The sequence below is a fragment of the Methylocaldum gracile genome (genome assembly GCF_053646815.1).
Genome location: NZ_CM132196.1, coordinates 1,373,821 through 1,386,670, shown reverse-complemented (window position 1 = coordinate 1,386,670; position 12,850 = coordinate 1,373,821). Strand labels below are relative to the sequence as shown.

Sequence of the window (12,850 nt, the reverse complement as noted above, 5' to 3'; positions counted from 1 at the left end):
GCCCGTCATCGATTGAACCCACCTTTCCACGTCCGTGCATATTGCCGAGTCGATAGGTGCGGCGAAGGGAATGCTGGTTTGTGAATGCACGCTTGAACACGCGATCAAGTGTGATTACTCGAACATCTCCGTGTTCGGATTAAATGATGTGGGTAACTGTCTCAGCTAAAAGACCCTCACCCAATGTCATCGGGCTTTCCTGTCCGACATCCCCGGGTGAGTTCCGCTAGGCCAGATTCGCTCCCGGCGTATTTGGCCCCAAAGGAGAGAGCTTATTAACCCGGCCTATAAATATAGGCCGGGTTAATCCGGGGCAGGGATGCCCCGGCGCGGCGACAAGCCGCGTGAGCCCAGGCCGGGCGTGTACCGGCCTGGGCGGCGGCCCGAATTACCAGGAGGGTATTTACGGGCCTGGTTAATATCTGGAGCTCCCCCGACATCGAAAAGGAGTTTTGACATGACAAATTCAATCAGAACATTGATCAGCGCGACAGCGATCACATTCTCACTGCTTTGCCCACCGACAGCCGTGCAAGCGCAATGGAGCGGATTCCAGAATCAGGGTGGAGTCGTGGTTTCAGATCCCAGTTGCAGCTTGATGTTAGATGGCAAGGCTATCTGTGGAACGGTGAGCAGCGCAGGAACGCTGATCGTCAACATCTTTAATGGCAGCAGCTGGAGCGGATTTACGGAACTGGACGGGATAATCATAGGAAAACCCAGTTGCACGTATGTGGGCAATAATCAGGCGTTATGCGCCACGATCGGCACGGATAGCACCGTTTTCGTCAATCGCTATAACGGTGCCTCGTGGAGCGGTTTCCAACAGTTAGGCGGTGTCAGCATTTCCAACCCGGTTTGTACGGGGATTTTTGGGACGAATCAGGCTATTTGCGCCATCATCGACGCGGACGGTACCCTTATGGCGAATCGCTTCGATGGCACCAATTGGACCGGGTTTGTAAGCCTCGGTGGAGCGCACATATTCAATCCGACTTGCACCGACGATTTTATAGGCGGAGCCCTCTGTGGTGCGGTTACCACGACGGGCGAGCTCCGGGTATTACGCTTTGATGGCACGAGCTGGGGCACGGAAACGATCCTAAGCGCCGATGGCTCCATCACAGCCGATCCAAGCTGTACTTTTGTCGATGAGAACCAGTTTATCTGTGGGGTCAGAGCCACGAACAGCGCCCTTTACGTCACTCGCTTCGATAGCTCCGCGTGGAGCGCGTTTGAAAACCTCGGAGGCATTCTGACTTCGAGTCCAAGTTGCACGCCTTACAACGTGCTGTCAGCAACCCCAAGGGCGCTCTGCGCTGTTAAGGGCACGGATAGTAATCTGTTCGTCAACACCTTTAACGGCAGTAACTGGACCGGGTATCAACGTACAACATTTTTGAATATTTACGGCGACCCCAGTTGCACTTTGGTTGGTAGCACTCAGGTATTGTGCGGCGTTAGAGGCACCGACCATTGGCTGTATACAAATATCGGCCAGCTCTAGTAACCCACGAGTGTGCCAACCCAATCGCACACTCGCCGATCGGGAGGGGCGTCGCGTGGAGCGACGTCCCTCAAATGTTCGAAGGAGCTATTACTAAGTACATTCCGCAAATATTTGCGGAATCTCGACAGATTGGCTTGATTGGCGGGGTTGTCCTGCAGGTTGCCTATGCCGCAAGACTTCCCTGAATGTACGTAGAGCGTTTTCATCTCGCTCGTACGGCAAAACCGGCTTGGCAGGAGTCGTTGGCGCCTTCGGCTCGGGTGAATGGATTCAAGCATTCGTAGGTCGGCAATCCTTTCCCAATCGCAAACGGTCGCTTTAGTCGCGACCCTTCCGACGAAGATGCGCGGCCGAGACGTGGCGTCGGGAAGGGCGGCTTCGGCGCTCCCGAAGACGCCGTTTGCGATTGGAAAGGATTCCCGACCTACTCGTGAGTGCCCGTACAGTCGGTATGAAAATGCTCTAGCCCGCTAAAGAGTCTGCTGTAGTATCAGCGCCCGAATCTTTTCTATGAGGCGGTTGTCCGCCTAAGTAAGGGTAGTGAGTTGTCACCCAGAAATCGGGGGCGACCGGCTCCTTATCGGGCAGGGGCCCCCTTTTCAGACCGCCGCGACATCCCGCGGCAAAAAATCCTGACGGCGATGAACCTTTTCGGAATTTCCCGAAATCTACAGATTAGACTCGGATTATTCCTGCTTCGGAAAAACCAACCATGGTACCGATTCATTGCCTATGACCGTCGATCCCACGCTAATCCTGCCTGATAGACAAACCGCCTCATGCATCGATGATCATCGGGATCGGGAACTGATGACCGGTATCCAGGCGCGCGATGTGGGTGCTTTCGAGATGTTGTATTCGGCCTTCTATCATCGCTTGTCCAGGTTTATTTTTCAGGCGACGCGACAGCCGGATATGGTGGAGGATGTGATCAATGAAACGATGCTAGTCGTGTGGGAAAAGCCCGAGACCTTTGATTACACATGTAAGGTATCAACTTGGATTTTCGGTATTGCTTATCGAAAGGCGCTTAAGGCCTCGGCGAAGCAGGCCAGATCCGCCCATGCCGTGCCTATTGACGAGTTCGGAGAGGAATTGGCGGATAACAGAGCGTCACCGGCACGGCAGGTGGAAGGCGAGGATCTGCTCTCCGTTGCTTTGGACTCGCTCCCGCAGGAGCAACGCGCCGTTATCGAGTTGACCTTTGGCCATGGACTTCGTTATCAGGAGATCGCAGCCATCCTCGACTGTCCGGAAAATACGGTGAAAACACGGATGTTTCATGCACGCAAGAGGCTTCAGACCTTATTTAACGAGCTGACACCGGAGCTCATGGATCCTTCCGAAGAGGATATGTCATGACGCCGGCTGCTCGCGCGATAGAAAGCTCTCCACCTAGTCATGAAGCGGCGGTTCGGGAACGTGAAGATCGGCTACGAAGGCTTTCCGCAATCAGGGATACCGAGCAATCGCGCGAGTGCAAGGCAAGCATCGACGATCCGGTCCAATGGATTCGGAGCTTGCGCGGAGGTCGCCGCCGACGCGTGTAGGAGTTCTATAGCCTCAGGCGAGGTCAAGCTGGGCTTGAGTTGCCGCATCAGGGCCAACAGGCCCGTGACATGGGGAGCGGCGAAGGAACTACCGGACACGAAGTCGTACCTCCCGTGCGGCAGTGTCGTAAGAATATCGGTACCGGGGGCATGGATCCCATCGTTGGCGGCCGCTTCCGGCTTGCGATCCACCTGGGCGGCTCGGACCGCAATGACTCCGGTCTGATTGGCGGGAAAGCCCGCGATCGATCCGTTTTCACGGGCGTCCGCGCCGACCACGAGGATACCCTGATCGATCGCCGCCCGAAGAAGCCGTCCGACCAGCGGATCATCAGGCCCGGTCAGGCTCAGATTGATGATATGGGTGCCAAGACGCACGGCTTCATTGAGCGCCGCCAAGAGCGTAAAGCTGTTGCACACTGCAGCGACGGAACCGAAGCGCTCCGGCCAACACGCCTTAAGCGCGTAGATTTTGGCATCGGGCGCAACTCCCGCAATACCAATTCCATTTCCACGGTGAGCGGCGACTATGCCGGCGACAGCCGTCCCGTGGATATCATCGGTCGGTTTATCGTGATTCGATGATGCCAGATTTTTAGAGACAGCGATTTGGCCCCTGAGGTCGGGATGGGTATCATCCACACCGGTATCGACCAGCGCGATGCGAACGCCCCGTCCGGTCGTCAGACGATGGGCTTCCTCGATGTGCATGCGCTGTAAGTTTTTTTGCAGTCGAAAATAAGGATCACTGCCGAAGGAAGCCGACGCATTATTTACTAAAGCCCGGAAGGTCCGCATGATCTGTACGGATTCGACCCGGCGATCCTGCGCGATGGTCTTGATAGTATCGGCGGGGATTTGACCGACAGGAATTTCGTACACCACGCACACTACTCTCAAAATGGTAACAGGCCATTCCGCCATCAGCTTCAGCCCGTACTGCTCCGCCAAATCTACCGCGACGCGGGTGCTCCAGGCAGAACTCATGTAACGGCCATGTGCGCGATAACGATCCAGAATATTGTCCGGCACCTTGCGTCCGATGCTCGAATCGGTGAAAGTCACCAGGATGCGCCGCTCTTCAATCGATGGATCGGCCGTGGGACCGATGCTTGGAAAATCACGGTCCGTCACGCATCCGGTCAGTTGCAACAGGAGCGCCAAGACTAAAGCGATCAAGCTGAACGTCATGGCACCGAAGAAGGCCCGGTTGTCGGCTCTGCCAGCAATACACCCGGTTGGCGCCGAAGGTAGGCCAAGGCCGCTTCGATCCTCGCATTCTTGTCTCTGCCGTCGGCCAGTCGGACCGTATAAACGTCCGCCGAACCGGGCATGTCGACTCGGCTCCCGTCGACTGCTTTCAAGAGCGCATCAACATGTTCGGCGCCAAGACTCGGTTCGACCACCAGGCGCAGATCCCCCTGATTCGAGGCTGCGGTCGAAGCGGGGTCGGCCAAAGTTCGAAACCGGGGCTCCGTTAGTTGATCCCACTGGCGCCAGCTCAAGGGGACGATCAGCAGCAAAAGCACCACCGCCAGAGCCACGCGGGTCAGTGGCTTGCTTACGATGACCGGAAAATGCCGGAGCCAGGTTCGAAGTCGGCCAAATCGATCGAAGTGCAACGCCGCCGATTCGGATCGTTCACGCTGCCGAATGGTGGCGAGCAGGCGAGAGTATCCGGCCTGCGGATCCAGATTCGGACAAGGCGTGTGAGAGATTCGCTCCGAAAGCGCGTAAAGCTTCACCCGTTCACGTCGGCAAATCAGGCAACGGCTCAAATGCGCCTCCACCCGCGCCTGCTCTTCGCTCTCTAGGGTTCCGGTTATATGCCAGGGCAAAAGTGAAAACACATCATCGTGCTCACGGTCCGGCGGGCATGGCTTACTCAGATTCATCGCGCTTCTCCAACAATAAGAGCATCCAACTTAGGCATCCCATCATCCAAGAAGAGCTCGAGCTATTTGCAAATGTGAGACATACGTTCAGCGCTTCTCGAACGCTACACCACTGTCGAACAGGTCTAGCCCATAAGCCTGCATTCTAGGGGGCGTCCTTCAAAAGAAACTCGACCTGTCGTCATTACAAAACCATTGGACCCGAACAAGGTCGACCGTGCTCTTTTGACCGTTCGGCTATCCGGCTAGTAAGCGATAAATCGCCTACAAGAGGACCTGTCAATCCGCGGTTCTACTCTATTTATTCCGCGGCCAGGCCAAAAGTTCACTAAAAGCCGACAGAGAGGGAAAATAGAAAGCGGTCATCCAGCGGCTGGAGATATATCGATCCATTCTCAGGCTCGTCCTCGTGATGCTCGTAATAAGGCAACTTGGTATCCACATAGCGCAAATCGACCGAAATATACCGATTCACGTACCAGGTCACTCCGGCATTCCAGAAAAAGTAGTCGTAGTGCGCCAGTTCGCCGGCCTGATGAAAGCCTACGCCCGCGGACAGTTGCAGCCGATCCACCGGGCTATAGCGGCCGACCAGTTCATAGGCCAAGGTCTTGGCGCCACGGTTATAGGTATCGTAGGCAAAAGCCACCCGAGCGCTCAGAAAATCGCGGTAATGGAGCGAACCGTAGAGTTCGTTATAGTCCGAGTCCTGGCCGAACACTTTGCCATCATATAGATACCGGCTAGCCGCGAGATCAAGCTTCCAGTTCTTGGCAAACTTGGTCGCCCAACCCAGATAAGGATTGATTTCCACACGGGCTCGGTCATCATAGTATTCATCGTCGAAACTCACCGGTGCCACCCAGAGGCCGGCATACAAGCCGAGTTCATGCTCGTATTCCAGATTCCCCAGGCCGACGGGATTGTTCCTGCTCTTCGTATAGCCCCGATAAACATAATCCGTTGCGAAGGTCACGGATCCCTTGAAGTCGGCAAGCGCCGGAACACTGAACAAGGCGAGCAGTAGCCACGAAAGCCTACGATTCATGAAAGCTCTGATCGGTTTCGGCAAGGGATATGACCGCATTCTCTCCGGGAACGATCAGGAGAGATCCGATGTCGACAAGCGTGAACTCAGCTCGCCATGAGAGAATTCGTCCGACCGACACATCTTCGGCTGACGACGGACGGCAGGCGTTCACACGTCCGGCCTCGGATAGGGACGGAACTCCGGTGATGCGCATAGCGAAGGCGCACGGCAGAAGGCTCGCACGGGGGCTGAGCAGCGCGGGTTCCGGGAGTTGGGCGTTGGCTTGTCATAGGAAACTCCTCCTGAGTCAGTTGGGCGATCGAGTCGCGCAAATGCCTATCCACTGGCTATGCCAAGTTGTGGAACCAAAAAGATAACGGCGGTCCGCCAGGAATACTACTTGGAGTCGGTCCAAATATTGGAAAGTTCAACCCACCTCCGAGATTCTTGCGGCGGATACCTTTCAACCTGAAGGATACACAGCAAGCCCGAAAGAGTCAGCACGGCACACCTTTCCCGAGCTATAGGCAGTCCGTCCTTTGTAAAATCTCCCGTCCGCTCAAGCATCCGATCGACTTTCGTCTTATTCGGTTCATACGACTGGGACGGGTGTTCGAGGGCAAAGAAGGTTTTCTACTGACAGTGTTGGGCCGGTATCGAGAAATCTGACCTTGGGTGCCTCTAACCGCCCCACATATGCGGACCGGAACCGGAAGCACAAGGTCGAAAAAGCTGTCTGTCAGGACAGTGCAAGAGAAAGAGAAGCGCAGTTACGACGCCGGCAAGAGGGTGAAGAGCCGCAACCCGGCCTATCGCGGTCGATACCTTTTGAGCAAAGATTGCGAGATACACTCCGCCGCCTCAAAGGGCTTTATTCGGATCACCATGATTTCTCCCATGCTTCGCCGCCCCCTTCCCGCGTTTGAAAACTATTTCCGACTGACGACCGGTGTACGGATTGATGCGCCAATCCATGCTCCTCAATCCATACGCCGGCGGACGTCGATCGCTATGACACAATTTTAAAGATGCGAAGACGTCGTAAGATGCCAACTTTGGGTACAGGGTGGCGAGATGCAAACCTGAAACAGCGAGGTCGCGCGATCGACCCGCTTTTCAGTCACAGTGCCATCGGCTGCTTGCATTGTGCTCTCAAGCACCACCGCTTGCATCACGGCTTGTTGCGATGCCAGATCGACCGAGCCGGACGTAACATCCAGCCCGCCTTCCACTCGATCGAGCGCGCTATCGTCCAGCCGAGACAAAGTAATACCCGTTTCTTGCTGGGACAGCTTATCCAAGGCGTGAAACTCCGATTCAGCGGAGGCCGCAGTCGTACATAAGAGAGCGAGCGGTAGCAGACCGCCCCATCTGAATGATGTTTTCATCGGCCGCTCCATACTTTTCTGATTGAAGCAAAAAGGCGGGGGATCGTATGACCGTTCCCCCGCCTGGTTCTCCGGCCCTCATCAGCATTCGATATGGGCCATGGGCTTCGCGTTATTTACCGCCAATGCTCTGCTGCGTGACCGCCACAATATTCTGATTGGCGCCGCCCTTGCCCAAGGCTAGGTTGACCGCGGTTATCGTGGTTACGGCTATGTTCTGGTTAACGTTACCAACGTTTAATTTACGATCGTGATCTTTCTTAAACGGGAACAAAATCCCGCCTTCGACAGCAGAGAGTTGCCCTTCGGTCATCGGTTTTAAGCTGGACACCTTGCCCAATGCCCGGAAGTCGTTATCGGCCATTGCAGGCCCGGCCATCATCACCGAAGACAGTACTGCTGCTATTGCATAAGATTTCATAATCGAACTCCTTGTATTACAGGGTTAACGCCTCCCCTATCCTCGCATTCCTTCTTTTACCGTAAATTTCGGGAAATTCGGAAAGGTTCACCGCCGTCAGGATTTTTTGCCGCGGGATGTCGCGGCGGTTTGAAAAGGAGGCTCTGCCTTCTACGGTCCGGCGGCGAGCGGCCAGCCGCGGACGCTCACGGCGCGCGTCCCAACGGTCTTAAGATCGGCCAAAGTACCAATTCGATCATGGTTCCATGAAGCCGACGTTCCAAGCCCGCTGAAAACTAGAGCATTTTCATACCGACTGTATGGGAACTCGCGAGTAGATCGGGAATCCATTCCCGACGCAACGGGTTCGTCGGCAATGGATTGCCGACCTACGATTGAGTCGATCTACCCTGGCCGAAGGCGCCAACGACTCCTGCCAGGCCTGTTTCGCCGTACGAGCGAGATGAAAACGCTCTAAGTGCGAACGGCAGAAATGGCCGAATTCCGGTCGCCGTGGCCACCCTGAGTGAATGATCGGAACAGGCACGGAGCGACAATCGACAGGATTAAATGGCGGCCGGTGACAGGCGTGTTGGGTCTACCCCGGTTACCGACTCGGTAGCCTCGGGCGAATCACGCTCTTCGCTGACGAGCGCCTGCCATTTCTCGTAGGAGGCCGGTTCGAAGCGCTCCAGCGCGAAGCGTCATTCGCCGGTCCTTATAGGTAACGATCACACGCGCCAAGGCATTGATCAGCGCCACATTGGTGCCAGGGCGCAATTTCAAATGGCAATCGGCTTTCACATGCGCCGATTTCACCCAGCCGATAATCCAAGCGGTTGAAACTCAAGGAAAAAACAAACGGAGAGGATTCTCGCAGACCCTCTCCGTTTCATATTCATAGGCAAACCGCCGTCCCTTTGTCCTTTTCGAGAATGCGCCGCTGAGACAGTCTGGTTCTTGATATAGGGCTACAGCAATTACCTGATATTCTTCTGCTTTGTCCTGCTGCTGGCGAGCAGGTTGGGCGGCGGACCGATCGGCTTGAAGTTCTTCAGCAGAGGAATGTCATCCTTGTTGACCCACCTGAGGTCAAGATCGTAGGTACCCGGCTGCCCCCAACCTCCAGTGAACTTCTCGCCATCGGGCGTGAAGCTCCAGCACATGTCTTCGCCGGCGGTATTGATGGTATCACCGAGGTTCAATGGTTCCTGCCATTCACCTTTCGGATTCTGGTATGCGATCCACTCATCATGGCCGCCCCGCGAACCGAGGTCAGGCCGCGTGCTGGTAACGATTATGCTCTTGCCGTCCTTTGACAGTCCGGTCCAGTGCAGGTGGTCGCGGTACGGCGAATTGGTCCTCGGACCGAGGCTCTGCGGCTTCTGCCAGACGCCGTTCTTCTTCTCAACCTTCCAGATGTCGCTATCTTGCGTTACTCCCGGTTGTTGGTAGCTGAAGTAAATCAGGCTGTCGGAAGCGATGATTGGGCAGTGCTCCTCGCCAGTCGGCGTATTGATGTGCGGCAGCTCGGGAACTTCGTTCCAGTTTCTGGCCGGCTGCCAGACGCCATCGACTTTTTGAGTGACGTAGAGATCGCCGGTGGACAGATTACCCGGCTCGTATCTCGTGAAGTAAATGACATTTCCGTCATCGGAGAAACTCGGCTCCAGTTCCCAGGCGGACGTGTTGATGTTCGGCCCTACAGCGGGATCAACCTCCGGTCCCAAATGGACGGGCTCCTGCCAGGCGCCATTCTCATAGTGGGACATCCAAATGTCGAAATTGTAGGGGGTCCCAGACGACTCTACGCTGCCCGGACGGGTGGAGGTAAAGATGGCGGTTTTCCCGTCGGCGCTGTAGCTGATCTCGAAGTCCGCACCAGCCGAGTTGAGCGGTTCGCCCATACTTTTCGATATTGGCGGAATCGCTTTGGCGCTCTCGTTACCCGGCATGTCCATACCCGGCATCGCATCACAAACCCCGTGCGCCAGGATGAGTACCGGCGCCACGGAACAGAGCCTTAGAATAAGGCATTTCTCTTTCATACCCCGCCCCGTCATTTCAGATGGATAATACTTCGTACTGTTTTTCATAAACAAAGCTTATGCTACACCGCATCGCAATTTTTGCGATAAGCCCCTCCTTATCTGTCGTTGCGGCGTCAGATTATGTCTAATGTTTGACGTGGTCAATGAGAAGTTTCTAATGTTTTAATGTTTGACATGGTCAAGTAGAAAGGGACACCCCAGTCAAGCCGCATTGGCCATTCGGCCATTTATCTCAAATTGATCCGAGCTCTGATAGCCCGGGTACGAATGCAGCCGCTTGCTCTTCCAGCGCTTTATGATTTCAGGTCGCCACACCTAGCATCCATGTGTGGGGCGGCCGCTTTCCGCAAAGCTCGCTCGTGCGTGCAGGATCTCGGCGAGAGTCACTGTCGATCATTGCCTCAGCAGCCTGTCGGCTTGTGGACGCGAATGACCACTCCACTCGGTAACCCGCCCTTGAATCCGCAGAGTGGCGACCGGTAGCTTTGGGCACTGACGACTCGCTCGATTTTGGAAAAGCGGCCGCTCAGGAATGGCGGGCCTTGGAAGGACGAATGGCCGTTGAGGCCGAAAACTACCCACCCGAAAACAAACTATCGGAGCTCGTTTGAACTTCAATTCTTCGCCAATTGTCCTTTGGCGCAGTATTCGTCAATGGATGTGCATTTCCCGATTGCCGGCCCTGTCGCTCCGTTGCAGCAGATACCTGTCCTGGTCTCCAGGCAATGGCGCCCCGTCGTCGCTTAGATAGAGCAAAGTGCCTTCATCTTTAATGGCGAGCCGACGCTGAGGGGCCTCTTTGTTGGGGGTCAACAAGACGACACCTTTGGTGTCGTTCCATTCGTATTTTCCTTTTTCGAAGGACTCTCGGTTTTGCGGCTTTGCGGGTTGGATGACCAAAAGATAGTTGTTCTTGGCATTCAAGGACAGGGTCATTTTCAGACCGTTGCAATCTTCTTCATGACACGGCAGGTAGCCGTAAAAGACGCCCCGAAATTTGCCTGCCGCTCCCTCGGGGCTGGCATGAGCCGAATGATCCATGGCACCGTGCTGGCTCTGTTCGCGAGCTTTGAGCGCTTTCTCTTGGATTTCCTTATCGGTTTCTGCCCAAGCGGGGTTAAGCGAGGACAGCAATGCGCCGAAAACAATGACTAACACCTTTTGAGTCATTTTCCTGTTCGATGCTTTCATAAGGGATTTCTCGTGTTCTATGTCCGAAACCAGCGTAGCCCATGAGGCGGATATGCGTGTGATATTGTACGCCACCGAGGGCGTGTTAATTTGACTTCACGTTCTGTCTTGTCGTGTGCCGGCAACTGGAATCGCGTATTCAATGGCGCCTTTGGGAACGAACCACCGATTCGGTCTCGAAGAGAGCTGACGCTCGGGAAGGCCGGTATCGGCAGAGGTGAACGCCCGTTGAGGCCGATCTTGAGACGATCGAGGCGAATCTTGAGCACGGGCGAAAGGGGGGCAGTTCTTACATTCCAACACAGTTAACCGCTTCGAAACCAAACAAGGGACAAATTGTACGTGCCAGGGTAATTTTTCACAGACGAATCCTTGTCGGAGCGTGCACGCTCCGGCACAAGATACCTATCGCCTAATACAAACGGACCCCGGCTTAACGTATATCCAGAAGATTCACTTCGTAGCAAGGCTCATGGCTAGCAAATAATACACATGGCTTGATTTTGCAGGACTGGCTTCCTCCCAGGTAAGAGGAATGAATTTGAGAGTTTGAGTGCCGGATCAGTTCTTTGGTTGAAGACCTAAAAGACTCGCCCGGATATTTCGTCAGACTTTATATTTTGCCGACAAAATCTCGTAGCCGTTCTACTTTATTGCTCAAATTGGTTTTGTGATGTGCTGAAAAGGATTTGTTGTGTCGTATGAAATACATTGCGCCTTCAGCACAGAGTGGACGGCAACCTTGCAAGCAGTGATTGGCAATAACCCGTTGATGAATAAGCGCCGTATAACCTTTCGACAGAGGGGATCGAAAGTATAATCGGTTTTATGTAACCCAAATCGAGTCGATTCAAATTCATGCCGATTATCTCGAACCACGGGTTATCGAAAACTTCTTTGAATTTGCCGCCTCTCTAGAAATTCTGCCTCAAATGCGGCTGAATATCGGCACCAGAGATTCTGGCGTTGAAGAGCATTAAGAACCGCTTTTTCAATACTATTAAACAGTTCAAGGTTTAACTTGACAGCATAGGCATACCCGAGCGGAGAATAGCGGGAAAACATCCTGGATTGCGGATAAACAGTTTGCTCACGCCCTTAACAACAACGTAATAACAAAAACGAGGAGGCGCCATGTCCTTTCCAGCCGATAACAACATCTTTCAAAAGGGCACATTCGAAGGTTTCGCCGTCCGCGGGCGAGCGCGAGTGGATCGGGATTTTCGACATGCTTGGGAAAACCGCTCGGTGTCGCCCGGACTTGGTAAGCATTTCGCCATCCTCGACGATCCGAATCTTATCGATCTCTCCAACGGAACCCGCCTGCCGCCCAGCCAAATACTGTCATCCGATCTGACCGCGCCAGCCAGCCGTGATCCACTGGACACCTCGGACCTTGATTTCATCGATCTGCTGTCGCAGAAAACGCGCGGTATCGACGGCGCCAGTCTTGCGGTGGAGGGCATCAGCCTCAAGCCCGGCGAAGGCATCATGACGCGCTGGAATTTTCTGGTTTACGACCAGCGCGACGATATCAACGACTTTGCCTTGGCCGAATTGATCGACGAGCAAACCGGACAGACGATTGAACAAAAACTCCTGGTGCAAAGCCAAGGTTTGAAGAGTCCCGACGGCTCGATCCGCTGGTCGAGCGGCTGGATGCCTTATTCCTGGAAAACGTCGAGCTCCGTGCGCGTGACGTTTCGCATCGTCGTCAGCAACGGCTACACCTTCAATCCCCTGTCCGGCCCCGATCCCTTGCAGAGAGTGCAAGGGCGAGCGTTCCCCAGCGGGTTGCTGGTAGACGGAATTTGGTTGATTTAGGGGGGATGCCG

The 12,850-nt window shown here is 54.7% G+C and carries 10 protein-coding genes; 3 read left to right on the top strand and 7 right to left on the bottom strand.

The genetic code is table 11. The annotated features are described in order from the left end of the window. Positions 1-457 precede the first annotated feature (457 nt). Both ACWJJK_RS06110 and ACWJJK_RS06105 read left to right on the top strand, forming a co-directional pair. Positions 458-1,507 carry a hypothetical protein gene (locus ACWJJK_RS06110; protein ID WP_086134540.1) on the top strand — a complete coding sequence of 350 codons (1,050 nt, stop codon included), beginning with the start codon at positions 458-460 and terminating at the stop codon, positions 1,505-1,507. Between the two features lie 735 nt (positions 1,508-2,242). Further along, the gene (locus ACWJJK_RS06105; RefSeq protein WP_245245518.1) at positions 2,243-2,872 is read left to right on the top strand and encodes an RNA polymerase sigma factor; all 630 of its coding nucleotides are present in this window, start codon (positions 2,243-2,245) and stop codon (positions 2,870-2,872) included. A 71-nt stretch (positions 2,873-2,943) separates the two neighbouring features. On the opposite strand, the gene ACWJJK_RS06100 is transcribed toward ACWJJK_RS06105, so the two are convergent. From ACWJJK_RS06100 to ACWJJK_RS06070, 7 genes are all read right to left on the bottom strand, one after another. Next, positions 2,944-4,251: a S8 family peptidase gene (locus tag ACWJJK_RS06100; RefSeq protein ID WP_077728887.1), complete on the bottom strand. Its 1,308-nt coding sequence runs from the start codon at positions 4,249-4,251 to the stop codon at positions 2,944-2,946. Then, positions 4,248-4,955 (bottom strand): zf-HC2 domain-containing protein, encoded by a 708-nt coding sequence (locus ACWJJK_RS06095; RefSeq protein ID WP_210023866.1) that lies wholly within the window; start codon positions 4,953-4,955, stop codon positions 4,248-4,250. The genes ACWJJK_RS06100 and ACWJJK_RS06095 overlap by 4 nt, the downstream gene beginning before the upstream one ends. A 328-nt stretch (positions 4,956-5,283) precedes the next feature. Next, positions 5,284-6,003, bottom strand: coding sequence for a TorF family putative porin (locus ACWJJK_RS06090; protein ID WP_168175351.1), 720 nt, complete (start codon positions 6,001-6,003; stop codon positions 5,284-5,286). A 1,004-nt stretch (positions 6,004-7,007) separates the two neighbouring features. After that, positions 7,008-7,373, bottom strand: a complete 366-nt coding sequence (locus ACWJJK_RS06085; protein WP_454128758.1) for a hypothetical protein — start codon at positions 7,371-7,373, stop codon at positions 7,008-7,010. Positions 7,374-7,485: 112 nt separating this feature from the next. Continuing rightward, the gene (locus ACWJJK_RS06080; protein ID WP_077728883.1) at positions 7,486-7,794 is read right to left on the bottom strand and encodes a hypothetical protein; all 309 of its coding nucleotides are present in this window, start codon (positions 7,792-7,794) and stop codon (positions 7,486-7,488) included. Between the two features lie 959 nt (positions 7,795-8,753). After that, complete coding sequence (locus ACWJJK_RS06075; RefSeq protein WP_454128757.1) at positions 8,754-9,869, bottom strand: TolB family protein; 1,116 nt, start codon at positions 9,867-9,869, stop codon at positions 8,754-8,756. Between the two features lie 606 nt (positions 9,870-10,475). Further along, positions 10,476-11,015, bottom strand: coding sequence for a copper resistance protein NlpE (locus ACWJJK_RS06070; protein ID WP_077728881.1), 540 nt, complete (start codon positions 11,013-11,015; stop codon positions 10,476-10,478). 1,134 nt (positions 11,016-12,149) lie between these two features. Here ACWJJK_RS06070 and ACWJJK_RS06065 point away from each other — a divergent pair. Next, positions 12,150-12,839, top strand: a complete 690-nt coding sequence (locus tag ACWJJK_RS06065; RefSeq protein WP_077728880.1) for a hypothetical protein — start codon at positions 12,150-12,152, stop codon at positions 12,837-12,839. Positions 12,840-12,850 lie beyond the last annotated feature (11 nt).